Consider the following 23,527-nt stretch of genomic DNA (forward strand, 5'->3'; position numbering starts at 1 on the left):
TTCACAAGAAGGACAAGCCACAATTGAACCTTTTAACGGACATAATTAAACAAGAATCAAAATGTATTTATACGGAGCCAGTGGGCATGGAAAAGTAATTGTAGAAATTGCAGAAGAATTAGGGTATGGCATTGATGGATTTATTGATAATAATGCTGAGCTCGATTCAATTTTTGATTATCCAGTGATTCATCAAACCCCAGCAAGTGGAGAAGTTTTTCTTTCAATGGGGAATAATGCGACCCGTCAACGGATTGCGAAAGCTTATCCTCAATTTACTTATCCCACTTTAATTCATCCCAAGGCGATTGTCTCGAAAAGAGCAAAACTTGGGGAAGGTACAGTTGTAATGGCGGGAGTAACCATTAATTCGGAAGTCCAAATTGGGAAACAATGCATTATCAATACCAGTGCAACTTTAGATCATGAATGCCGCATCGGAGATTTTGCCCATATTTCACCTCATGTGGGGTTGGCTGGAAATGTCACCGTAGGTGAGGGGACACAAGTGGGTATTGGAGCATGTGTGATCCAAGGCATTACCATTGGAAAATGGTGTATGATTGGTGCAGGTGCAGTTGTGATTCGAGATGTTCCCGATTATGCGGTAGTGGTCGGTAATCCAGGGAAAATTATTAAGTATAATCGACCGTAGGGGTAAGGAATTAGGAATTACGATTTAAGATTTACGAATTAGGAATTAGGAATTAGGAATTAGGAATTAGGAAAAGATAAATCGTCAAAGATAAAGGAAAGGGAATCAATAGAAGTTGGTTCTCTTTTTTGTTATTAAGTGGTTAGGTGGTTAAGTTATTAAGTTTTTAATTTATAATGCATTTTACATTTTACATTTTACAAAGTTCACTAACTTCTAACTACTAACTTCGTCTTACGTTATACGTGGTACGTTTTAGGTTATACGTTTTGTTTTTTGTATAAAGTAAAAAGATTAGTGAATAACTAAAAGTGAAAAGTGAAAAGAGAAAAGTGAAAAATTTACTTTTGTTCTAACTACTAACATCTAACTTCGCTTAACGTTTATTATAAGATTTCAGCTAAAAAATATTTTAAGAAAATCAATTCATTTCTTCCGATGAACAATTAAATTTGTTGAAGTTATAAAACAACACACATGAGCACAAAAATATGGTTATCCTCTCCGCATATGGGAGGAAACGAACTAAAATATATACACGAAGCATTCGATACGAATTGGGTTGCTCCTTTAGGACCTAATGTGAATGGTTTTGAAGAGGATTTAGCCTCTTATTTGAATCAAGAGGTGTATGTTGCAGCATTATCTGCTGGAACAGCGGCTTTACATTTGGCCTTAATTGAGTGTGGGGTTTCCCATGGGGATGAGGTGATTTGTCAATCGATGACATTTTCTGCTTCAGCCAATCCCATTGCTTATCAAGGTGCTACTCCTGTATTTGTAGATTCAGAGCCTGAAACATGGAACATCTGTCCTATCGCTTTGGAGGAGGCTATTCAAGATCGTATTGCGAAAGGAAAAACGCCGAAAGCCATTATTGCGGTTCATTTGTATGGAATGCCTTATCAAGTGGATCAAGTGCATGCTGTTGCAGAAAAATACAATATTCCCGTGATCGAAGATGCTGCTGAAGCCTTAGGTTCAACATACAAAGGACAAGCGGCGGGGACTTTTGGGAAATTTGGAGCCTTATCTTTTAATGGAAATAAAATTATTACCACTTCAGGAGGGGGAGCGTTAGTTTGTCAAACCAAAGCATCGAAAGATCGTACGGTCTTTTTAGCGACTCAAGCCCGTGACAATGCGCCCCATTACCAACATTCTGAAATTGGATTCAATTACCGCATGAGTAATATTACGGCTGGAATCGGACGTGGTCAAATGGAAGTGTTAGACCAACGTGTTGAAGCTCGCCGTGCTATGAACCAATTTTATCACGACTTATTTGCGGATATTGATGGAGTTACTGTATTTTCAGAACCTTCACCCGATTTTTATTCGAATCATTGGTTATCGGCTATTCTTATTGATCCGGTGGTGGCAGGTGTCACTCGAGAAGATTTACGTTTGGCCTTTTTAGCAGATGATATTGAGTCGCGTCCATTATGGAAACCGATGCATATGCAACCTGTGTTTGCTGATTCTCCTTATTATGGAGGTCACGTAGCCGAACAATTGTTTGAGAATGGATTATGCCTTCCATCTGGTTCCAATTTATCCGATGAGGATCGTGGGCGTATTGCAGCTAAGGTGAAAGCGGTTTTTGGGAATTAGGAATTAGGAATTAGGAAGTACGAATTACGATTTACGAAAAGATAAATCGTCAAAGATATAGGAAAGGGAATCAATGGAAGTTGGTTCTCTTTTTTTGTTATTAAGTGGTTAGGTGGTTAAGTTATTAAGTTTTTAATTTATAATGCATTTTACATTTTACATTTTACATTTTACATTTTACAAAGTTCACTAACTTCTAACTTCTAATTTCGCTTAACGCTTAACGCTTAACGCTTAACGCTTAATGCTTAATGCTTAACGGGGTATGGGGGTTGAGATGAATTGAAACGTATAACGTATGACGTATAACGTAAAACCTTAGTGTCATGCTGATTTACGATTTAATGAGATTAAAACATGCATTATTCTCAATTCATCTTGAAAAAACTTATCTTCGTTTGTACGAATACAACCCCATGAAATACATGAAAGGAAGTCTTGTTTTTATTTGGCGCATTTGGATGATTCTCATCGCAGGAATCTATGTTATTGGCTTAGGATTGTTTGTTTTAATCCCTTTGTTGATTTCGGAGAAAGCGTTTCCATATGTTTATCCCATTATCCGATACTGGGGTAAAGTAACTTTTTATGCCACAGGTTTTCGATTGAATTATGAAGAACGTGTTGCTCTGAATCCGAATGAGAACTACGTGTTTATCGCCAATCATACTTCGATGATGGATATTATGACGGTACTCACGGTGTTAAAACATCATCCGATTGTATTTGTTGGGAAAGCAGAGTTGGGTAAAATTCCTATTTTTGGAAGAATTTACAAACGCATTTGTATTTCGGTGGATCGCTCCAGTATGAAAAGTCGTGCCCGTGTGATTCCCGATGCGATGCATAAGTTAAATCAAAATTTAAGCATCTTTATTTTTCCGGAAGGTGGCGTGTCAGATGATCTCACTTTGGTGTTGGACAAATTTAAAGATGGCGCATTTAACATTGCCATTGAAACTCAGACGCCAATCGCTGTATTATCCATCGAAGGATTAAAAGAAATGTTTCCCTTTGATTGGTTCAAGGGCTATCCGGGGAAAGTCCATGTGAAATTATTGGATATTGTGCCAACAGCAGGAAAGAATACAAAAGAACATAAATCAGCAATTAAGGATTATACCTATACTATCATTCGAAAAGAATTAGAATCATGCGAAAAGTAGCATTAATAGCAGCAGGAACATTATTGGCAGTCGCTTGTAATAAACAAGTTACGACAGCCCATCCCGAAAATGAAGGAAGAGATACCCAAACTTTCGCCGATCTTTCGAGAGCCAAAGTAAAACATCTTTCTTTGGACATCGAAACCGATTTCAATCAGAAAATGATTATTGGTTCAGCCCAATATACGTTTGAGAATAACCATGCGGATGAGATTATTTTTGATACCGAAAAATTAACCATTGATTCGGTCGTATTAGCCCATGGGAAAAAAACAAAATATACTTTAGGGGAACAAGACTCGATTAAAGGGCAACCTTTACACATCGAAGTGTCTAAAAATGATACCCTGGTTACGATTTATTATAAAACTTCGCCCGAAGCCCATGCATTGCAATGGTTAGATCCTGCGCAAACGAATGATAAGAAAGCACCATTCCTATTGACACAAGGTCAAGCGATTTTAACGCGTTCGTATATTCCTATTCAGGATACACCTTCCATTCGAATAACTTATGATGCGAAAGTGAAAGTCCCTCAAGGACTAATGGCGTTAATGAGTGCGATAAATCCAAAAGAAAAATCTGCAGATGGCGTGTATACCTTCCAAATGCGTCAACCAATTGCGCCTTATTTGGTGGCTTTAGCGGTAGGGGATGTGGAATATCAACCGATTGATCACCGTACAGGGGTGTATGCGGAGCCAGGAATGTTGAAAGCAGCAGCTTGGGAATTTGCCGAAATGGGAAATATGGTGACTGCAGCTGAACAATTATATGGTCCTTATCCATGGGAACAATTTGATGTGTTGGTTTTACCGCCATCTTTTCCTTTTGGTGGAATGGAAAATCCTCGTTTAACGTTTGCTACGCCTACCGCAATTGTTGGGGATCGTTCGATGACCAATTTAATAGCGCACGAATTAGCTCATTCTTGGTCAGGGAATTTGGTTACGAATTCAACATGGGATGACTTTTGGGTGAACGAAGGATTTACGGTTTACTTTGAACGCCGTATTATGGAAGCGCTTGAAGGAAAAGATTATGCCGATATGATTTCAGTTATCGGGTTCCAAGATTTGGAAACATCAATGCGTAATATTCCGGAAAAATACACTTCACTTAAAGTGGATATGACAGGTGCTAATCCTGATGATGCTTTTTCGGACGTGCCTTATGATAAAGGATATTTGTTCCTTAAAATGTTGGAAGACCGTTATGGTCGTGAAAAATTTGATCAATTTTTAAACCGCTATTTTTCATCTCATGCTTTTCAAACCATGACTACAGAAAAGTTCATTGATTATATGAAAGCGAACTTAACAAACGGGGAAGATGATTTTGTCCAAGAATGGATTTATACGACGGGTTGGCCAAAGGATTTGAAAAAACCAACGTCCAAATTATTTGATTTGGCAGAAGCACAATTCCATCAAGCTATTGAAAATGGACGTGCGAATCAACCGGCTAAAAAAGTTGAAATAAGTACAAAATCTACAAATGAATGGGTTCACTTTATTCGTTTGATCGATCCTAAAAAACATACGATTAACGATCTTAAATATTTCGATGAGGTCTACGATTTCACTCATTCTAACAATCCTGAAATTCAAACGGCTTGGTACGAAAAGGCTTTTTTAATGAAGTATGATGTGGTGAATCCTCATGCCAAAGCCTTTTTAGTGAAGGTAGGACGTCGCAAATTCTTAGAGCCTTTGTATTTGGCTTTAAAAGAATCCAATCAGATGGATTTAGCCCATGATATTTATAAAGCAGCTCGTCCTAACTATCATTTTGTCGCACGTAATACGATTGATGGCATGTTAAATTATAAAGGAAACTAATGGCTGTCCTTGCATATACAGACGGATCTTCTTTAGGAAATCCAGGCCCAGGAGGGTATGGATTGATTCTGTTGGAGACCGAAAAAATGGTGAAGAAAGAAATAGCTCAGGGATTTCGTTTGACGACCAATAACCGTATGGAATTGATGGCGGTTTGTGTCGCGCTCGAATCCTTGAAATTTACCAATACAGAAATTACGATTTATACCGATTCAAAATATGTGGTGGATGCGGTCGAAAAGCGTTGGGTCTTTGGATGGTTACAAAAAGGGTTCAAAGGGAAAAAGAACGAGGATTTATGGCGTCGTTTTCTGCAAGTGTACAAATTGCAAAAGGTTAAATTTCAGTGGGTAAAAGGGCATGCGGGAAACGTTTGGAACGAGCGTGCCGATCAGTTGGCTGTACAGGCGGCGAATCAGCCTGAAAAATTTAAAATAGATCATTATTTCGAGCAACATCAAGACGAATAATTTATACTTTTGTAAGGAAGGAATACAGCAATGAAAATGAAGTTTTGGGGAATCATTCTTCCGATTTTAATTCTTTTTTCTTGTGGAGAGAAAAAGAAAGAAACACAGTTTATCACATTTAGTGGTCAAATCAAAAATGCGACTTTTGATAGTGTTTATTTGATTTTAAATGAACGCGAAAAGGGATTCGCCTTGGATTTTGATGGTAATTTTTCGGATACCGTTCAGTTGAATCAAGAAGGGTATAAAACCTTAGCATTAGATCGCGAAGAATTTCCGATGTATTTGATTCCGGGCGATAGTATTGCGATGACGGTAGACTTACAAAAATTTGATCAAACGTTCTATTATAAAGGTAAAGGAGCGGATCGAAACTTATTTTTATATGAAAAAGAAGTGATGTTGAATGATTGGATGGCGAACGAACATCTTTTTCGTTTGGATCCAGATCAGTATTTAGACAACATCAATGATTTTACCAATCAGTTGCGTCAAATTCTAAAATCGAAAGGGCTAGAAAAATCATTTGAAACTATCGAACAACGTAATATTTACTTCAACGAATTTCAATTGTTATATGCTTACCGCGATTCGTATGCCTATTTCAATCCGACTAAACCCCAATTACCGGTCGATTTTATTGATTTCAAACGTTTCAATTTAGATAACGAAGACGATTATAAACAGTTTACAAGTTATCGCAATATTGTTATTTATTATTTCGATGAACAATTGAACCGTGGAACTGATCCTGAACAGATCTTGAGTCAGATTCAATCGAAAACAATTCGATTCGGGTTTATCCGTCTTTTATTGGATAATTTAGATCCTAATGATCCTGTTTCTAAAACGTATTATGAAGCGATTCTAAAACATTGTGATTTCAAACCTTGGAGGGATGAAGCGCAAAAAATTATGGGAGTGAAATAAGGGAGAGGGAATTGTGAATTACGAAGTACGAATTACGAATTACGAATTGTGAATTAGGATTTACGAAATGATAAATCATCAAAGATATAGGAAAGGGAATCAATGGAAGTTGGTTCTCTTTTTTAGTTCTAAGTTCTAAGACATAAGATGTAAGGAATTAGGAATTACGAATTACGAATTACGATTGATGGATTGTAAAATTAACTTTCTAACTACTAACTTCGTCTTACGTTATACGTGGTACGTTTTAGGTTATACGTTTTGTTTTTTGTATAAAGTAAAAAGATTAGTGAATAACTAAAAGTGAAAAGTGAAAAGAGAAAAGTGAAAAATTTACTTTTGTTCTAACTAATAACTACTAACTACTAACTTCGCTTAACGCTTAACGCTTAACGCTTAACGGGTTATGGGTTTTGAGATAAATTGAAACGTAAAACGTATGACGTATAACGTAAAACCTCAGTGCCATGCTGATTTACGATTTATGAATTACGAAGTACGAATTATGAATTACGAATTAGGAAAAGATTCATCCATTAAAAAAAATATCCAACACTTCAATCGTTATCGTTAATATTCTCTTTTTATCGTGTAGCTGAAATGCTTAAATTTGTTAAGTAACAAACAGATTATGGCATTAAAAACGATCAATCCAACGACGACTTCGGCTTGGAAAAAATTACAAGCCCATTACGAAGCGATTCAACATACATCCATTAAAGCATTATTTGAAGCGAATCCAAAACGTTTTGAACTATTCTCGATTCAGTATCCCTCTTTATTGGTGGATTATTCAAAGAACCGCATTACAGCTGAAACCATTGAGTTATTGGTGGAATTGGCTAAAGAAACAGGTGTTGATGAAGCCATTCAACAAATGTTTCAAGGGGACGTGATTAATGTGACGGAAGGTCGTGCTGTATTGCACACGGCTTTACGTAACCGTTCGAATGATGAAGTTTTGGTTCATGGTGAAGATGTGATGCCTCAAATCAATGCTGTATTAGACCAAATGAAATCTTTCACTGAAAAAGTGATCTCTGGTGAATGGAAAGGATTTACGGGAAAAGAAATTACAGATGTGGTCAACATCGGAATCGGAGGTTCAGACTTAGGGCCTGTGATGGTGACGGAAGCGTTAAAACATTATAAAACACGATTAAATGTTCATTTTGTATCCAATATTGATGGAACCCATTTAGCGGAAACATTTAAAGTGGTGAATCCTGAAACGACATTATTTATTGTTGCATCGAAAACGTTCACGACACAAGAAACAATGACGAATGCCTTTACAGCGAAGCAATGGTTATTGGAGCATGGTGCAGCTGCATCTGATGTTGCAAAACATTTTGTGGCGTTATCTACCAATGCTCAAGGAGTCGCTGATTTTGGAATCGATACAGCGAATATGTTCCAATTCTGGGATTGGGTTGGTGGTCGTTACTCGTTGTGGAGTGCCATTGGTTTAAGCATTGCTTTAGCCGTTGGATTCGAACATTTCGAGGAGTTGCTTGAAGGGGCTCATGAAATGGACCTTCATTTTAAAACAGAAACATTAGATCAAAATATTCCCGTGGTATTGGCTTTAATCGGAATTTGGTACAACAATTTCTTTGGTGCTGATTCCGTTGCTTTATTGCCGTACGAACAATATTTATCGCGTTTTGCTGCTTATTTTCAGCAAGGTGATATGGAATCTAATGGTAAATCCATTGGACGAGATGGTCAGCCGGTTGATTATGAAACAGGACCGATTATTTGGGGTGAGCCAGGAACTAACGGACAACATGCCTTCTATCAATTGATTCACCAAGGAACGAAATTGATTCCCGCTGATTTTATTGCAGGGGCTAATTCATTGAATGTATTGGGCGATCACCACGCGAAATTGTTATCGAACTTTTTTGCTCAAACGGAAGCGTTAGCATTTGGAAAAGATCGAGCAACGGTAATTGCAGAATTACAACAAGCCGGGAAATCCCCAGAAGAGATTGAATTCTTAACACCCTTTAAAATTTTTGAAGGAAATCGTCCAACGAATTCTATTTTATATGAAGTTCTTACACCACGTGTATTAGGTAATTTAATCGCTATGTACGAGCATAAAATTTATGTTCAAGGGGTGATTTGGAATATATTCTCATTTGATCAATGGGGTGTAGAGTTAGGAAAGCAATTGGCGAATGTTATTTTACCAGAATTAGCGAATGATGAGCCGGTGAAGTCTCATGATTCGTCGACGAATGGTTTAATCAATGCGTATAAATATTGGAGAAAGTAAAAATTTCTCATCAACGATAAGAAATGGAGGGGTATTCGATGAATATTCCTCTTTTTTTTGTTTGAACCCCTTAAAAAACTTCCTATTTTATGAATTACAATTAAATAAAATTAAAACACCCCTTAAAAAATAAGGGTGATTCGCTTTAAAATATTGTTTTTTATAAATTAATATTGTTTTTTTGTAGGGTCTAATAACAAAAACACGCAAATATGAATTTACATCGAGTGGAAAGTGATTTAATTGGGGACTTGGATGTTCCTGCTCATGCTTATTATGGGATTCAAACCATGCGAGCTGTCGAAAATTTTAATCTTTCGAAAGAGAAATTGAGTGATTATCCAATTTTTATTCAATCTCTTGCCCAAGTTAAATTAGCGGCTGCTCAAACCAATTTGGAGACTCATGCGTTAGATGAAAAATTATATCAAGCCATTCGACAGGCGTGTTTGGATGTAATCGATGGCCAACTGAATGATCAATTCCCGGTCGATATGATTCAAGGAGGCGCAGGAACTTCGGTGAATATGAATATAAATGAAGTGATTGCGAATCGGGCGTTAGAAATTATGGGATACAAGAAGGGGGAATATGAATTTTGTTCTCCTAATGACCATATTAATTTAGCACAATCGACCAATGATGCCTATCCTACAGCAGTCAAAATGGCTTTGTACCAAATGCATGAAGATTTATATCATCAATTGGAAGACTTAGTGACGGTATTTCGTATTAAAGGAATTGAATTTCAGTCGATCATGAAAATGGGCCGTACCCAACTGCAAGATGCAGTACCCATGACAATGGGTCAAGAATTCGAAGTGTTTGCTTTTACCCTGGAAAAGGAATTAAAACGATTAAAAATGGCACGAGAAGAATTTTTAGCCATTCATATGGGAGGAACAGCGATTGGTACAGGAATTAACGCCCCTTATGAATTTCCTGCGTTGTGTGCTAAAAATTTAAAAAATATTACAGGGATTCCTGTTTATGTGGCCCCGAATTTAATGGAGGCGACTTCAGATACCTCTTGTTTTGTGGAATATTCGTCGGCTTTAAAACGATTGGCCATCAAACTTTCCAAAATTTGTAATGATTTACGTTTGCTTTCATCTGGACCACGCGCTGGTTTAGGAGAAATCTCTTTGCCTGCGATGCAGGCAGGATCATCCATTATGCCGGGTAAGGTGAACCCCGTTATTCCAGAAGTGTTAAATCAGGTGTGTTTTAAAGTTATCGGAAACGATACTACGATTATGATGGCTGCAGAAGCAGGTCAGTTGCAGCTGAATGTGATGGAGCCTATAATCGTTCAATCATTGATGGAATCCATGACCTTGATGCAAAATGGAATTTCTACCTTAAAATCAAAATGTGTGGAAGGAATTGTTGCGAACAAAGAAGTGGCGGAACAATTGGTGAAAAATAGCATCGGGATTGTCACGGCCTTAAATCCTTATATTGGTTATAAAATGGCTACGAAAATTGCAAAAGAAGCTTTATTAACGGGTAAAGGCGTTTACCAACTCGTAATTGAATATGAATTGCTAACTAAGAGTCGTTTGGATGAAATTCTAAATCCTCAAAACATGTTAGCGCCACAAATTGTTTGATGTTTAGCCCAGCTTGCTGGGCTTTTTCTTGGCCAGAAGGCACAAAAAAAGCCTGAACTTCTTCAGGCTTAAAATTAACACATGAGGACAAAATTTACTCTACTAAATCTTATACATATAGGTTAATTACAAATGCTGTGCCAAAACTATTTTTTATAGAAAAATATTTTAATTCTATTGGATTTATAGAATTAAAGGGAGTTTCTGAATCAAGCGTTCCGAAAACTCCCTTTTTTATGATGTCAGTCCGATTTGAATACATCTGTCAATTATGGTTGAAATTGACCTTATATGACTGTTATTTTTCCTTGCATGGTTCCCGCATGACCTGGGAACGTACAAACGAAAGTATAGGTTCCTTTTTGATCCAAAGTAAATTTAATTTGATCACTTTCTTTTGGGCCTAATAATTTGGTGTAAACCACCATATCATTTGGTTTATCTTTTGGAATATAATCGTTTTCTTTCTCTGATGAGGCAGCAAATAAGAAATCATTTAAATCGACCCCCTGTTTTAAAATAACAAGATTATGGCCCATGGCTTCTTTCGAGCTTGTTCCTACATTAACTAACGTTAAGGTAATTTCTTCCCCCTGTTTCACCACAAATTGATTGACGCTGTAGGTCATATCTTCGTTCGCTTTTATGGCAATTTGATTAATGGCTTTAGCGGATTGATCAACAGGAGTTTCTTTCTGTTCTCCTTCATGATATTCGATGATATCAGGGTTAGCATTGCTTTTTTCTTCTTTGGTACAAGCATAAAAGAAGGGTAATGCTAAGGCGATAACACAATACTTTTTCATATGGTAAACTTTTAATTTCTTATGAAGTTACGTTAATTTAAAGAGATGTGCAAGGGAATACAAAAGATAAAAAAAAGAGCATCCGATGAGGATACTCTTTTTGAAATGTTATACTAAAAACTAAGGGATATCTAAGTATTTATGCGTTTGTAAAGAAATTCTCCATTTGGGATTTTTCTTTACATATTCGACAATTTCTGGAAGATTTTTATCTCTTTTACTCCATTCTGTTTGCAAATATAAAAGGCAATCTTTTCCTACACGAGCAGCTTGTTCTTCAGCGAATTGAAAATCATGCTGATTGTAGATGATGCATTTTAATTCGTGTGCAACGGTACAAACATCGTCTTTTGGGAGCATTGTTTTTTTAGGCGATAAACAAACCCAATCAATGGCTCCAGACATGGGATATGCACCAGAAGTTTCCATATGGATGCGCGCTCCTTTTTCATGTAATTTTTCCGTTAAATAAGATAAATCCCACATTAAAGGTTCACCACCTGTAATAACGATGATCGAAGCTTGAGATGTTGCAATTTCTACGATATCTTCAACCAATGTTAACGGATGTTTTTCTGCATCCCAACTGTCTTTAACATCACACCAATGGCAACCGACATCGCAACCTCCTAAACGAATAAAATAGGTGGCTACACCGGTATAAGCTCCTTCTCCTTGGATGGTATAGAAGTGCTCCATAATCGGTAATAACTTCCCTTCTTTTAGTAGCTGTTGTTGTTCTGTTGTAGTGGATGTAATGTTAATCATTTTTTATTTATTATTTCTATTGTAAGCCAATAGGGTATTTTTTAATAACATGGCTCTTGTCATTGGTCCCACACCACCTGGTACAGGCGTAATCCAAGAAGCTTTTTCTTTTACGTTTTCGAAATCCACATCACCTGCTAATTTAAATCCTCTTGGAGCAGTTGGATCGTCGACGCGCGTAATACCAACGTCAACAATAACAACACCATCCTTTACCATATCGGCTTTTAAGAATTCAGGAACCCCTAAAGCGGTGATGACAATATCTGCATCTTTTGTGAATTTTGCTAAATCCTGTGTTTTAGAATGTGTAATGGTTACTGTACTGTTTCCAGGATGACCATTTTTACTCATTAAAATGGACATCGGACGCCCCACAATGCGCGAACGACCAATAACAACGGTATGTTTACCTGCTGTTGGAACATTATAACGCTCTAACATTTCCATGATTCCATACGGAGTAGCTGGTAAGAACGTTTCCATTTCTAACGCCATTTTTCCAAAATTCATCGGATGGAATCCATCCACATCTTTGTTGGGATCAATGGCATTAATCACGGCTTCTTGATCGATGTGTTTTGGCAATGGCAATTGAACGATAAAACCGTCTAAATTGGAATCGTTATTCCATTCTTGGATTTTAGCAATTAATTCTTCTTGTGTGATTGTATCTTCTAAAATAAGTTCTGATGATTCAAAACCTACAAAATGACAATCTTTAATTTTGTTGTCAACATAGGTGCGTGATGCTCCGTCGTTTCCAACTAAAATGGCACCTAAATGCGGTACACGTTTTCCTTGTTCTTTGAACGATTCTACTTTCGCCTTGATCTCTTGTTTGATCTCTTTTGAAAGTTTAATACCATCTAAAATTTGCATTGTTTGTTGTGTTTGCGCAAAGATAAGAACAAAATAACGATTTAGAGAAAGGGTGAAAATGATTTCAATGAATTTATCGGCCGCGTTAGACAATTGAGGTTTAAAATAAGAAATAAAAAAAACGTTTCATTGAAACGGCTGATGTCTTTTTGTTCCTCAAAATTAGAGATTGATTCGAATATGAGGATTTACTTTGATTTGACATGTAGATACAACGGCTTCCACTGTACTGGATGAAGCTTCTATGATTTGATTTTGTAAATCATAGCTGGTCATCTGAATCGTATAAACGCCATCGTTCGGATATTGATGCGTTAAGGTATAAGATTTGTTTAAACCTTCATTATTGAGCGTAACAATAGGTGATTGATCTCCAAAGTTAATTTCAGTTCTTGAATAATTATCACCTCCTTCGCCACCTGTGATATTAATGGTAAAGGTAGTAGGAGTATCCTTACAAATGTTGACCTCATTCATATTCACATTAAAATAAAAAGAGGCATAGGAAGGAAGACCTAAACGCGCTAAAGATCCTTGAGGTAAAATATTATTTAGGCGATAAATCTTTTTAGCTTCTGGATTTTCTGGATTGGTAATCACAAATAAGTTTCGTGTTCCATTTTCAGTAATGTACATACGGTTATCAACACCTGTTGATATTGCACCGAAGTGTACTGTTGAACCGTTTGTTACTGTGCCCGTTTTTAACCCATAGTCTGTCAAATTCGCTGTGGCAATGGAAGGGTTGATGAGCTCACTTACTTTAAAGATATAAAGTGTATATTTTCGATTATTTACTGCATCAGGAGTATTTGTTAGCGATGTAATGTAGACGTATTGATCCGAAGGATCAAATTCAATACTATAAGTTTGTTCATTGGCAACCCCAATCGATCGTTGACTTAAATTGGTGATTTGCCCTGTTTCACTGTTGAAATCCGCAATTAATAAATTGTTATACACCGTATTTCCGGCGTTACGGTTATGAGAAATTAAAGCTAAACGATTGCCACTTTTGTTGAATTTAATTTGACCATATGAGGTGAAATGGGTAACGATATTGGTTTGAACATATTCTAAACCACCATCTTGTAAAGTAGGGGTTAGAGCGATTCCATCTTCATCGACTTTATAAACAGATAATTGGTAATAATTACGATTCGTTGTATTATCAATCTTCCGTGATGGAGCAACTAACCAAAAATCTTTTTTGTTGGAATGGCGTACAGCGTTTACAATTTCTTTATAAAATTGCCCTTCTGGTGGGTTTATGGTGATATTTTTTTTCCCTTCTGGAATTTCATAGCGATTGGTCTGTGTATTTTTCACAATTGGACTCCACGAAAGGTATTTTTGAACTTCTTCTGTTGTAATCGGAGCATTTGATCCATCTTTTGTATTTAAAGTTACGGCAATATAACTCGATGCATTTCCTGGATAGGGTAAAATAATACCGGATTGAACAGAGCTGGCATTTCCTGTTAATCCTGTACCATTCGCAATAATGGCGTCACCTGTTGGGAGTCTTTCCCAAACTTGTATTCCATCGGAATAAAACAATAAATCGCCATTATAATTAGAAACATTAAAACAACCTTCAGATGTTTTAATTTTAGAAGTAAATGCTGTAGGAATTCCTTGTAATAGTGCATCTCCTCCTGAGATTCCAAAAGCATCAGTACCCGTATAATTCTGTAAAGTATTCCATGTTAAACCGGCGTAGTCTCCGAATACCCAATTGTAATTTTCTTTTTGTGCATGCACCAATGTGGAACATATGCTCAGCAATATTCCTAAATATTTTAAATATGTCATCACCACGTTATTTTAAAGGTTTAAGAATGATGTTGATGAATGAATTTACAGGAGGATTTGTGTTATTCACGGTATAAGTCATTACTCCTTCAGGTGTAATTCCATGGATGGTAATGTATCGTTCATCATAGAATGTTACAATGTATTCTAACTCATGGGCTTCAAACAATGGAGCTTCTAAATTAGATACAAGAGAAGTGGTGTTGATGCTCGAAAAATATTTATTGGATTGCTTGGTAAATTGAGAACGGTAATTAGCATACAAATCCACTGTCTTTTCTTCCAACGAACTCATATCCAAGTTGAATGATGGCATGTAGAACCAATCTTGCTTTTGTTGAGTGCTTTCAACAGCTTGCCAAATTTCTCCGTCGAAATAGTAGTATCCTGGATCTTTTACTTTTATGGTTTTTGAAGTGGGTTCAGAAGTTAAACGTTACGTTACATACACAATAGCTCCCGTTTGAGGGGTTTGATACGCAGAGTCTTTTGCTTTTAATTGATCGCCTGTAAGACGAGGAGCAATAATTCCATCCGACACCGTAGTTGTATGAGGGGCTGCTTGAACATCTAAAGAAGCTTGAGGTTCGTTTGTGTTAATCCCTACTTGTGTAAAGGCCAAGATAGAACCTAATGCACATAAAATAAATGCTTTTTCATGTTTTTGATTTGTAATAGTTAGGTTTAAAAAATTAGCTACAAATATACGAAACAACATTTATTTTTACAATACTGTTTAAGGGTGTTAATTGATTTGTAAATACTTAATAATTTATTCGGCGTCTTTTCCTTTTTTAAAAACAAAAAAAAAGGGATATTCCTTGTAGAACATCCCTTGGTATGATAGAAAGAAATTAACTAAATGTAAAATTTCTCTTTTAATCTATTGTATTCTTCTTCGATGCGTTGATCTTCTTCGGTTGGAAATTGGAAAATTCCAGTATGCGTATTCTTAATTCTTTCTACGATCTTAAAACAATTTTCAGCTTTTTCTTGGGAATTGTTTCTTAGATATAGCCTAGTTGCTTTTAAGTAGGTCAGAATGTTCTTCTTGCGAAGTTCATCGGCCAACAGGAATTGATCGCGTTCTTGATTTTCAAGACATAATACCTCCAACTGATTGTCGTCAATCTTATAATAAGCGAGTAACATTTGATTGAATAGGATTAAAAATCCTTCATCAGAATTTCCAATTTCTAAAGCCATGATTTTGGCTAAGGTCTTCGCTAATTCTTGGATATATTTTGAAATAAAATCTTGTTTGATCATCTTAATCTAATTTTTTAGATAATTTAGCCATGGTTTTTGCGGCATTTTGACCTTCATAAAGAATACTGTATACCGCATGAATAATAGGCGCTTTAATTTTGTATCCCTCATTCATAATCGCCACCCCTTTTGTGGCATAGTATCCTTCAGCAACCATATTCATTTCCATAATGGTTGATTTCACCGTATATCCTTTACCGATCATATTTCCAAACATTCGATTACGCGAGAAGTTAGAATAACCGGTAACCAATAAATCACCTAAATAGGCCGAGTCATTGATTTTACGTTTCGTTTTATCCACTTCTTTTAAGATGCTATTCATTTCTCGAATGGCATTACTCATTAAAACGGCTTGGAAATTATCGCCATATCCTAAACCATGGGCGATACCTGCTGCAATGGCATAAATATTCTTTAAGATTGCACCATATTCAGTACCGAAGATATCATTTGATAATTTGGTATTGATAAAATCACAGGCCAAACAATCGGAAACAATTTTGGCTTTATTTTCATCTAGTGCAGCAATCGTAAGATAAGATAGACGTTCTAGCGCTACTTCTTCGGCATGACAAGGTCCACTGACAATTCCTAATTGTTCTTGTTTCAAGTTGAATTCATCAAATAAATATTGACCTACCGCTTTATAATGGTTAGGAATAATTCCTTTGATTGAGGTTACTATAAATTTATCTTTCAGCGAAATGGTTAATTTGCTTAAACAATTCTCGACATAAATAGAAGGAACTACAATAAAGATGATATCCGAATTGGCTACCACTTCATTGATATCGGTTGATATTTTTAATCGTGCAGGGTTAAACTCTGCGTCTGTCAAATAATTGGGATTGTGACGATTTTTTTCGATGTGATTTTTCACGTATTCGTCCTTCACCCACCAGTTGAATGATTCTAGGTTTTTACTCAGCATTTTAGCAATCGCTGTTGCCCAACTTCCGTTCCCTATTAACCCAACTTTACGATTTGATAACTCAATCATATTAATTTTATTGAACTTACAAAGTTACAAAATTTGTAGAATACCTATTTTTGTATTTTCAAAAGCATTTGAATTTTATTTAAACTCTATTAAATTGTATAAAAAATTATTTAGCGAAACCATCATTTATGGGATTGGATCCATCTTGCCACGATTGATTATGTTCGCCTTAAATCCCTTTATTATTGGGAAAACTGCCGAAACAGATTTCTCTATTTTTGGACAGCTGTATGCTGCTGTATCTTTTTTGAATGTGATTTTAACGTTCGGATTCGAAACGGCGTTTTTTCGCTATGCGACCGAAGAAGGGATGTACCAAAAAGTGTTAAACACCGCGTTTTGGTTTATGACATTAACTTCAACAGTAATGATGGTTATTTTATATGCTTTTCTTCAACCGTTAGCTGATTTTGCAAACTATACGCAGAATCCCGAATATTTGTTATGGTTTGGATGGATTGCTTTTTTTGATACCCTTTGTGTTATTCCTTTTGCTGTTTTACGATTCCAGAATAAACCCATTTACTATTCAGCCATTAAAGTTTTTCAAAACGTTTTTCAAGCCGTTTTAACCATCGTACTCTTATATTATGTTTCTACTGATTTCATGGTAAATTTAGGATTTACGAATACCATATCGTATCCTTTTATATCCAATTTAATTGCTAGTATTTTAGGCGTAGTGCTTCTAATAGGTGTTATCCGAAAGGTTCAATTTCAATTTGATGGCGCCTTGTTGAAGAAGATGTTTGCTTATGGATATCCTATTATGATTGCCGGGCTTGGATTTATTTTAAATGAAAATTTTGATAAATTGGTTCAACGTCAATTGATCAGTGAAGCGGATGCCGGATCGTATGCTGCGTGCTATAAATTGGCGACTTTAATGACATTGTTTGTTACAGCTTATCGCATGGGGATTGAACCTTTCTTCTTTAAAGTAGCGAAAGACAAAGATGCCAAACAAATGTATGCCAACATCCTTTTCTTTTTTAGTTTGATTTGTAATGTAGTCATTTTAGGAATATTGGCTAACGTGGATTGGATCAAACACATCTTTATTCCGAAATCGTCATTTTGGATAGCGTTGGATATTGTTCCTATTATTCTGATTGCAAATCTTTTCTATGGCATCTATTATAATTTATCCACTTGGTATAAAGTTACGGATCGTACCAATGTCGGAACTCGAATCTCTTTAATCGGAGGTGCAATCACTGTGATTTTAAATTTAGTTTTATTGCCAAAATACGGATTTATGGTCTCCGCTTGGGCCACTTTAATTGCTTATGGAAGTATGATGATTATCTCGTATGTATGGGGACAAAAAGCATATCCTATTCCATATCAAACCCGTAAAATTATCCTTTACATGTGCTTTGCCATAGGGATTGCCACGATGAATTATTATGTTTTAGAATCCAATTTGATTATTGGTAATCTTTTATTAATCTCGTACATTGCATTCCTATTTATCGCAGAGCGAAAAACAATTAAAAAACTGATACAGAAATAAATCCCATGAAAGTAAAAGTAATCAATCAATCGAAACACCCTTTACCAGAATATAAAACAGCTTTATCTGCTGGAATGGATTTAACCGCGAATATTGATGCGCCTATTGAATTAAAACCTTTAGAAAGACGTTTAATTCCAACCGGATTATTCATTGAATTGCCGGCAGGATACGAGGCACAAGTTCGTCCTCGTAGTGGTATGGCGTTAAAGCATGGTTTAACATGTTTAAATTCTCCGGGTACAATTGATGCTGATTATCGTGGAGAAATCGGGGTGATTATCGCGAATGTTTCGAATGATCCGTATACGATTGAAGATGGAGAGCGTATTGCTCAATTGGTGATTGCAAAGCATGAAACTATTTCTTGGGAAACGGTGGAAGTTTTAGATGAAACAGCACGTGGAGCAGGAGGTTTCGGAAGTACAGGTAAATAACAACTAACTGAACAAGAGAATAAAATAAATGAAAATTATTATCCCAATGGCGGGACGTGGATCACGTTTACGCCCACATACATTAACAACGCCTAAACCTTTAATTCCTATTGCAGGTAAACCCATTGTACACCGTTTAGTAGAAGATATTGCAAAGGTGTGTTCAGAGAAAATTGAAGAAATAGCCTTTGTAATCGGTGATTTCGGAGCTGAAGTAGAAGCGGATTTAATTGCAATTGCAGAAAAATTAGGCGCAAAAGGAACGATTTGTCATCAATTAGAACCACTTGGAACAGCACATTCTATTTGGATGGCGAAAGAAGCCTTAGATGGTCCTGTAGTAGTGGCTTATGCAGATACATTATTCCGTGCAGATTTCAAATTAGATATGGAATCTGATGGTGTGGTTTGGGTGAAACAAGTGGATAATCCATCAGCTTTTGGAGTCGTAAAATTAGACGAAAACGAAGTGATTACAGATTTCGTTGAAAAACCGAAAGAGTTTGTTTCGGATTTAGCGATTATTGGAATTTACTTCTTCAGTAACGGTCAAAAGTTATACAAAGAAATTGAACATCTGATTGAACACAACATCACAACAGGTGGAGAGTACCAATTGACAGATGCTTTAGAAAGTATGCGTGCCAAAGGGGATCAATTTACGTTAGGAAAAGTTGACGAGTGGATGGACTGTGGAAACAAAGCAGTAACCGTTGAAACGAATACACGTATCTTAAACTTAGATCAATCGGATTATACAGAGATAAATCCGAATGCAATAATTGAAAATTCATTAATTATCCCTCCGTGTTTTATTGGAGATGATGTGGTGATTAAAAATTCGAAAATTGGACCAAATGTTTCGTTAGGAAATGGAACAAAAGTTGAATGTTCTAACATTGACAATTCATTAATTCAAGAACATTCAATCATCGAAAATGCGAATTTAACAGATACAATGATTGGTAATCATGCAAAATATTATGGGGTTTCTCGTAGCATTTCATTAGGAGATTACTCTGAATTGGACTTTAAATCGCACGACGCTTAAAAGAAAAACATATGAAATATATTGCCCTGATCTTAGGTCTAGCCTTTGCCGTAACAAGTTGTACAACAACCAAAGTTGTAGAAGATCAAACGATTCCAACGATTTCAGAATCTCAAAAAATCATCGCTCAAACCTTAACAAAAACATCGAAGTTTAACCACTTAACGATCCAGGCCAATGTTTCAGCCGATTTAGAAGAGATCTCAGGAGATGTGAAAGCAACAATATATGTCAAAAATGGATCTAAGATTTGGGTAAATGCCACTAAATTTGGGTTTACAGGGGCGCGTGCTCAGATTACACCTGAAGGATTTGCGGCCTATGAAAAAATTGGTGGTACGTATTATGAAGGCGATTTCTCATTGGCAAACAAACTTTTAAAAGTTGACTTTATTGATTACCAAAAACTTCAGAATTTAATGTTAGGAAAAGTTTTTGTGGATTTAAATGCTTCGGATTATACGGCTCAGTTGAATCAAAATCAATATCTTGTAAGCTATAATAAAAATACTCAAATTCAGTCCAACCCCCAAGCAGGAGAATACATCCAAACCTACGTTTTTGATCAAGGGTTTCGTTTAAAAGAAGCGCACTTAAAAGATCCGAAGCGTAACATGGAAGTGGATATTGAATATGCAAATTGGACCAAATCTGGTGAGGAAGAGTTTCCTAAAAATGTTAAAATTATTATAAAAGATAAAAAAACGCGTCAAGTGGATTTGGAATATAATAGTTTTACATATCAAGAAACGAACACACCTTTCTCAATTCCAAGTGGGTATAAGAAAAAAGAAATAAAATAATGAGGATTGTTTTAACCGCAATTTTATGCTCTTTTAGCATTTGGGCTAGTGCCCAAGTGCCGTATAACAAAGAGAATTTGCAAAAACAAAATGCACAATTAAAGAAAGAGATTCTACAGTTGAGCCAAGCTTTGAAAAAAAATCAAGAAGGCTCAAAGTTGAATGTTGAATATGTGCAAAATCTTTCGAAAAAAATAGATACTCAAACCAAATTAGTCAACAATTTAAGCAAAGAGAAACGCTTTATTGAGGATGAAATTTATTTGACACAATTAGAAATCAATAAACTTTCGCGCGAATTAGAGGTTTTAAAAGATGATTATAAAAAGATTTTAATCAAAGCTTATAAAAACCGTTCAGCTGACAATAAACTTTTATTTGTATTATCTTCTAAAAGTTTAAGTCAAGCGTATCGTCGTGTAAAATATTTGGAAAAATATTCGGATTACCAATTGGCGCAAGCTGAAGAAATTATTGGAAAAACTTCGGACATTAAAAAGAAGAAAGATCAACGCGAAAAAGCAAAACAAGACAAAGAAAAAGTCTTAACTCAGCAGCAATTATTTAGTCAATCGTTGGAAAAAGAACGTTTGGAAAAAGAACGAGCTGTCGCTGAATTCCGTAAAAATGAAGATGTAATTGCCGCAGAAATTAATGCAAAACAAGCTGCTCAACGTCAGATTGATGCTCAAATTAAAGCGATAATTGAAGAAGAAATTCGTCAAGCCAAATTAAGAGCAGAAAAAGACAAAAGAGATTGGGATGCTGCGCGTTCTGCCAATACTGTAGCAGCTTATAATGAGTATTTAAAAGAACACCAAAAAGGTGATTATGCCTCTGCAGCTCGTCGTAATATTGCGATTATCCAAGCCGATGCAAAAGCATGGAATGTGGCGCGATCAAATCACACGAAATCTTCTTATCAATTGTATTTAAAAGAACATCCGAAAGGAAGTTTTGCTTCGACGGCGCGAACTGAAATTGCTAAATTTGAGCAATTAGAAAGAGAAGCCGAAGCCGAACGTCAGCGTATTATCGCGCAACGTAAAGCGGAAGAAGAAGCGCGTCTTAAAGCACAAAAAGAAGAAGATCAACGTAAAATTGCAGCTGCCCGTGCTGAAGCCGAAGCCAAAGCCAAAGCCGAAGCTGAAGCCAAAGTCGTAACTAAGGTTCCTGAAAAAGAAAAAGTAGTGGTAGCGGATAAACCAAAACCAGCAGAGAATTTTGACGATAAACCTGATTCAGGATCATTGTCAGGAGATTTCTTAGCCAATAAAGGACGTTTACCATGGCCGGTAGCAAAAGGTCGAGTAGTGAGTCATTTTGGAACGAATTCGCATCCAATCTTATCAAACATTACAACCGTGAACAGTGGTGTGGATATTGCCACAGGAAAAGGTTCTAGTGCAAGAGCAGTATTTGAAGGTACTGTAACAACAGTAATGGCCGTACCAGGAGGAAACAAAGCCGTATTGGTGAGTCATGGCTCTTATTTTACCGTGTATACCAATTTATCCAGTGTGAATGTTTCTAAAGGTGATAAAGTAGGGCGTGGACAATTATTAGGATTAATTGATACCTCTCCTACAGGGGAAACGGTGATGAACTTCCAAGTTTGGAATGGATCAACAAGACAAAATCCTGCACAATGGATTGCAGGAATGTAACATAAATTAAGTATATTTGCATTAAAATCAGTTCAATATGGGAATGTTTGGAGGTAAAGAATGGATTCTTATTATTATCGTAGTTCTTTTATTATTTGGAGGAAAGAAAATTCCAGAATTAATGAGAGGATTAGGATCTGGAATTAAAGAATTCAAAGATGCTACGAAAAATGAAGATAAGGACCAAGATCCTAAGAAAGAAAATTAAAATATAATTTTAAATTATATAAAGCATTGTAGTTGAAACAACTTTTTAATTACAATGCTTTTATTTTATAATACAAAACATAAGTACAGTAATGACGTTTACAGAAAAAGCTTGGGCGATTTTCAACCAATCAATTAACGATTACCATAAATTCGACGACGTTAACAAACCAATCGAAAATCCTTACGACGAGTCTAATTTATTAGAGCACTTGTTATACAAAAAAAACTGGATTGATACGGTTCAGTGGCATTTAGAAGATATCATTCGTGATCCTCAAATTGATCCTGTGGAAGCGTTAAGTTTAAAACGATGGATTGATAAATCAAATCAAGAACGTACGGATATGGTAGAGTACGTCGATAGCTGGTTTTTACAACAATATGCCGATGTTGAAGTAAAAGCGGATGCAAAGATTAATACCGAATCTCCTGCTTGGGCGGTGGATCGCTTTTCGATTTTATCGTTAAAAGTTTACCACATGCAACAAGAAGTTGATCGTACAGATGCTACTCCTGAACATATTGCTGCTTGTCAAGCAAAATTAGACGTATTAAAACAGCAACATATTGATTTGTCAACAGCAATCGAAGAGTTATTAGAAGATTTTAAAGCAGGAAACAAATACATGAAAGTGTACAAACAAATGAAGATGTACAATGATGAGTTTTTAAACCCTGTTTTATACGCCAATAAAAAATAAGATTTTTAATCTGAAATGATAATCAT

The 23,527-nt window shown here is 36.0% G+C and carries 24 protein-coding genes; 16 read left to right on the plus strand and 8 right to left on the minus strand.

Going from position 1 to position 23,527, the window contains the following annotated elements; translation table 11 throughout:
- Window positions 1-61: 61 nt before the first annotated feature.
- The 9 genes from AC1QSP_RS10290 to aspA all read left to right on the plus strand — a co-directional run bounded on the left by AC1QSP_RS10290 (window position 62) and on the right by aspA (window position 10,573).
- Window positions 62-655 carry an acetyltransferase gene (locus tag AC1QSP_RS10290; RefSeq protein ID WP_484078615.1) on the plus strand — a complete coding sequence of 198 codons (594 nt, stop codon included), beginning with the start codon at window positions 62-64 and terminating at the stop codon, window positions 653-655.
- Between the two features lie 477 nt (window positions 656-1,132).
- Window positions 1,133-2,269, plus strand: coding sequence for a DegT/DnrJ/EryC1/StrS family aminotransferase (locus AC1QSP_RS10295; RefSeq protein ID WP_484078616.1), 1,137 nt, complete (start codon window positions 1,133-1,135; stop codon window positions 2,267-2,269).
- Window positions 2,270-2,613: 344 nt separating this feature from the next.
- Window positions 2,614-3,435, plus strand: coding sequence for a lysophospholipid acyltransferase family protein (locus tag AC1QSP_RS10300; RefSeq protein WP_484078617.1), 822 nt, complete (start codon window positions 2,614-2,616; stop codon window positions 3,433-3,435).
- The gene (locus tag AC1QSP_RS10305) at window positions 3,423-5,276 is read left to right on the plus strand and encodes a M1 family metallopeptidase (protein ID WP_484078618.1); all 1,854 of its coding nucleotides are present in this window, start codon (window positions 3,423-3,425) and stop codon (window positions 5,274-5,276) included. Before AC1QSP_RS10300 ends, AC1QSP_RS10305 begins: the two co-directional genes overlap by 13 nt.
- Window positions 5,276-5,746, plus strand: a complete 471-nt coding sequence (locus AC1QSP_RS10310; protein ID WP_484078619.1) for a ribonuclease H family protein — start codon at window positions 5,276-5,278, stop codon at window positions 5,744-5,746. Before AC1QSP_RS10305 ends, AC1QSP_RS10310 begins: the two co-directional genes overlap by 1 nt.
- Window positions 5,747-5,782: 36 nt before the next feature.
- Window positions 5,783-6,676 (plus strand): hypothetical protein, encoded by an 894-nt coding sequence (locus tag AC1QSP_RS10315; RefSeq protein ID WP_484078620.1) that lies wholly within the window; start codon window positions 5,783-5,785, stop codon window positions 6,674-6,676.
- A 439-nt stretch (window positions 6,677-7,115) separates the two neighbouring features.
- Entirely contained in the window at window positions 7,116-7,250 is a 135-nt protein-coding gene (locus tag AC1QSP_RS10320) for a hypothetical protein (protein WP_484078621.1), read from the plus strand.
- 57 nt (window positions 7,251-7,307) lie between these two features.
- Window positions 7,308-8,960 carry a glucose-6-phosphate isomerase gene (pgi, locus tag AC1QSP_RS10325; protein WP_484078622.1) on the plus strand — a complete coding sequence of 551 codons (1,653 nt, stop codon included), beginning with the start codon at window positions 7,308-7,310 and terminating at the stop codon, window positions 8,958-8,960.
- A 212-nt stretch (window positions 8,961-9,172) separates the two neighbouring features.
- Entirely contained in the window at window positions 9,173-10,573 is a 1,401-nt protein-coding gene (aspA, locus tag AC1QSP_RS10330) for an aspartate ammonia-lyase (protein WP_484078623.1), read from the plus strand.
- 287 nt (window positions 10,574-10,860) lie between these two features.
- Here aspA and AC1QSP_RS10335 read toward each other — a convergent pair whose 3' ends face one another.
- The 8 genes from AC1QSP_RS10335 to AC1QSP_RS10370 form a co-directional block, all read right to left on the minus strand.
- On the minus strand, window positions 10,861-11,379 hold the full coding sequence (locus tag AC1QSP_RS10335) for a plastocyanin/azurin family copper-binding protein (RefSeq protein ID WP_484078624.1): 519 nt from the start codon (window positions 11,377-11,379) through the stop codon (window positions 10,861-10,863).
- Between the two features lie 120 nt (window positions 11,380-11,499).
- A complete protein-coding gene (locus tag AC1QSP_RS10340) occupies window positions 11,500-12,147 on the minus strand; it encodes a 7-carboxy-7-deazaguanine synthase QueE (RefSeq protein WP_484078625.1) in 648 nt (215 codons plus the stop codon).
- Window positions 12,148-12,150: 3 nt separating this feature from the next.
- The gene (locus tag AC1QSP_RS10345; protein ID WP_484078626.1) at window positions 12,151-13,029 is read right to left on the minus strand and encodes a bifunctional 5,10-methylenetetrahydrofolate dehydrogenase/5,10-methenyltetrahydrofolate cyclohydrolase; all 879 of its coding nucleotides are present in this window, start codon (window positions 13,027-13,029) and stop codon (window positions 12,151-12,153) included.
- Between the two features lie 162 nt (window positions 13,030-13,191).
- A complete protein-coding gene (locus AC1QSP_RS10350) occupies window positions 13,192-14,844 on the minus strand; it encodes a hypothetical protein (protein ID WP_484078627.1) in 1,653 nt (550 codons plus the stop codon).
- Window positions 14,845-14,851: 7 nt separating this feature from the next.
- The gene (locus AC1QSP_RS10355; protein WP_484078628.1) at window positions 14,852-15,160 is read right to left on the minus strand and encodes a hypothetical protein; all 309 of its coding nucleotides are present in this window, start codon (window positions 15,158-15,160) and stop codon (window positions 14,852-14,854) included.
- Between the two features lie 120 nt (window positions 15,161-15,280).
- Entirely contained in the window at window positions 15,281-15,562 is a 282-nt protein-coding gene (locus AC1QSP_RS10360) for a hypothetical protein (RefSeq protein ID WP_484078629.1), read from the minus strand.
- 140 nt (window positions 15,563-15,702) lie between these two features.
- Entirely contained in the window at window positions 15,703-16,113 is a 411-nt protein-coding gene (locus AC1QSP_RS10365) for a hypothetical protein (RefSeq protein ID WP_484078630.1), read from the minus strand.
- 1 nt (window position 16,114) lies between these two features.
- On the minus strand, window positions 16,115-17,116 hold the full coding sequence (locus tag AC1QSP_RS10370; protein ID WP_484078631.1) for an NAD(P)H-dependent glycerol-3-phosphate dehydrogenase: 1,002 nt from the start codon (window positions 17,114-17,116) through the stop codon (window positions 16,115-16,117).
- A 94-nt stretch (window positions 17,117-17,210) separates the two neighbouring features.
- Here AC1QSP_RS10370 and AC1QSP_RS10375 point away from each other — a divergent pair, with 94 nt between their 5' ends.
- From AC1QSP_RS10375 to AC1QSP_RS10405, 7 genes are all read left to right on the plus strand, one after another.
- The gene (locus tag AC1QSP_RS10375; protein WP_484078632.1) at window positions 17,211-18,632 is read left to right on the plus strand and encodes a lipopolysaccharide biosynthesis protein; all 1,422 of its coding nucleotides are present in this window, start codon (window positions 17,211-17,213) and stop codon (window positions 18,630-18,632) included.
- Between the two features lie 5 nt (window positions 18,633-18,637).
- Entirely contained in the window at window positions 18,638-19,069 is a 432-nt protein-coding gene (gene dut / locus AC1QSP_RS10380; RefSeq protein ID WP_322971369.1) for a dUTP diphosphatase, read from the plus strand.
- A gap of 28 nt (window positions 19,070-19,097) precedes the next feature.
- Window positions 19,098-20,120 carry a sugar phosphate nucleotidyltransferase gene (locus AC1QSP_RS10385; RefSeq protein ID WP_484078633.1) on the plus strand — a complete coding sequence of 341 codons (1,023 nt, stop codon included), beginning with the start codon at window positions 19,098-19,100 and terminating at the stop codon, window positions 20,118-20,120.
- An 11-nt stretch (window positions 20,121-20,131) separates the two neighbouring features.
- The gene (gene lolB1 / locus AC1QSP_RS10390; RefSeq protein ID WP_484078634.1) at window positions 20,132-20,923 is read left to right on the plus strand and encodes a lipoprotein insertase outer membrane protein LolB1; all 792 of its coding nucleotides are present in this window, start codon (window positions 20,132-20,134) and stop codon (window positions 20,921-20,923) included.
- A complete protein-coding gene (locus tag AC1QSP_RS10395) occupies window positions 20,923-22,590 on the plus strand; it encodes a murein hydrolase activator EnvC family protein (RefSeq protein WP_484078635.1) in 1,668 nt (555 codons plus the stop codon). Before lolB1 ends, AC1QSP_RS10395 begins: the two co-directional genes overlap by 1 nt.
- Window positions 22,591-22,627: 37 nt before the next feature.
- On the plus strand, window positions 22,628-22,798 hold the full coding sequence (locus AC1QSP_RS10400) for a twin-arginine translocase TatA/TatE family subunit (RefSeq protein ID WP_322971364.1): 171 nt from the start codon (window positions 22,628-22,630) through the stop codon (window positions 22,796-22,798).
- 91 nt (window positions 22,799-22,889) lie between these two features.
- Window positions 22,890-23,501, plus strand: coding sequence for a DUF4254 domain-containing protein (locus tag AC1QSP_RS10405; RefSeq protein WP_484078636.1), 612 nt, complete (start codon window positions 22,890-22,892; stop codon window positions 23,499-23,501).
- Window positions 23,502-23,527 lie beyond the last annotated feature (26 nt).

Source organism: Faecalibacter sp., from assembly GCF_057177045.1.

What these genes read in the sequence shown, in the direction of transcription:
- pgi (WP_484078622.1), top strand. Translation starts at nt 7,308, where the DNA reads ATGGCATTAAAAACGATCAATCCAACGACGACTTCGGCTTGGAAAAAA.
- AC1QSP_RS10400 (WP_322971364.1), top strand. Translation starts at nt 22,628, where the DNA reads ATGGGAATGTTTGGAGGTAAAGAATGGATTCTTATTATTATCGTAGTT.
- AC1QSP_RS10305 (WP_484078618.1), top strand. Translation starts at nt 3,423, where the DNA reads ATGCGAAAAGTAGCATTAATAGCAGCAGGAACATTATTGGCAGTCGCT.
- AC1QSP_RS10350 (WP_484078627.1), bottom strand. Translation starts at nt 14,844, where the DNA reads ATGACATATTTAAAATATTTAGGAATATTGCTGAGCATATGTTCCACA.
- AC1QSP_RS10315 (WP_484078620.1), top strand. Translation starts at nt 5,783, where the DNA reads ATGAAGTTTTGGGGAATCATTCTTCCGATTTTAATTCTTTTTTCTTGT.
- AC1QSP_RS10345 (WP_484078626.1), bottom strand. Translation starts at nt 13,029, where the DNA reads ATGCAAATTTTAGATGGTATTAAACTTTCAAAAGAGATCAAACAAGAG.
- AC1QSP_RS10365 (WP_484078630.1), bottom strand. Translation starts at nt 16,113, where the DNA reads ATGATCAAACAAGATTTTATTTCAAAATATATCCAAGAATTAGCGAAG.
- aspA (WP_484078623.1), top strand. Translation starts at nt 9,173, where the DNA reads ATGAATTTACATCGAGTGGAAAGTGATTTAATTGGGGACTTGGATGTT.
- AC1QSP_RS10340 (WP_484078625.1), bottom strand. Translation starts at nt 12,147, where the DNA reads ATGATTAACATTACATCCACTACAACAGAACAACAACAGCTACTAAAA.
- AC1QSP_RS10290 (WP_484078615.1), top strand. Translation starts at nt 62, where the DNA reads ATGTATTTATACGGAGCCAGTGGGCATGGAAAAGTAATTGTAGAAATT.
- AC1QSP_RS10355 (WP_484078628.1), bottom strand. Translation starts at nt 15,160, where the DNA reads ATGCCATCATTCAACTTGGATATGAGTTCGTTGGAAGAAAAGACAGTG.
- dut (WP_322971369.1), top strand. Translation starts at nt 18,638, where the DNA reads ATGAAAGTAAAAGTAATCAATCAATCGAAACACCCTTTACCAGAATAT.
- AC1QSP_RS10370 (WP_484078631.1), bottom strand. Translation starts at nt 17,116, where the DNA reads ATGATTGAGTTATCAAATCGTAAAGTTGGGTTAATAGGGAACGGAAGT.
- AC1QSP_RS10395 (WP_484078635.1), top strand. Translation starts at nt 20,923, where the DNA reads ATGAGGATTGTTTTAACCGCAATTTTATGCTCTTTTAGCATTTGGGCT.
- AC1QSP_RS10385 (WP_484078633.1), top strand. Translation starts at nt 19,098, where the DNA reads ATGAAAATTATTATCCCAATGGCGGGACGTGGATCACGTTTACGCCCA.
- AC1QSP_RS10405 (WP_484078636.1), top strand. Translation starts at nt 22,890, where the DNA reads ATGACGTTTACAGAAAAAGCTTGGGCGATTTTCAACCAATCAATTAAC.
- AC1QSP_RS10335 (WP_484078624.1), bottom strand. Translation starts at nt 11,379, where the DNA reads ATGAAAAAGTATTGTGTTATCGCCTTAGCATTACCCTTCTTTTATGCT.
- AC1QSP_RS10300 (WP_484078617.1), top strand. Translation starts at nt 2,614, where the DNA reads ATGAGATTAAAACATGCATTATTCTCAATTCATCTTGAAAAAACTTAT.
- AC1QSP_RS10310 (WP_484078619.1), top strand. Translation starts at nt 5,276, where the DNA reads ATGGCTGTCCTTGCATATACAGACGGATCTTCTTTAGGAAATCCAGGC.
- AC1QSP_RS10295 (WP_484078616.1), top strand. Translation starts at nt 1,133, where the DNA reads ATGAGCACAAAAATATGGTTATCCTCTCCGCATATGGGAGGAAACGAA.
- lolB1 (WP_484078634.1), top strand. Translation starts at nt 20,132, where the DNA reads ATGAAATATATTGCCCTGATCTTAGGTCTAGCCTTTGCCGTAACAAGT.
- AC1QSP_RS10320 (WP_484078621.1), top strand. Translation starts at nt 7,116, where the DNA reads ATGACGTATAACGTAAAACCTCAGTGCCATGCTGATTTACGATTTATG.
- AC1QSP_RS10360 (WP_484078629.1), bottom strand. Translation starts at nt 15,562, where the DNA reads ATGTTGTTTCGTATATTTGTAGCTAATTTTTTAAACCTAACTATTACA.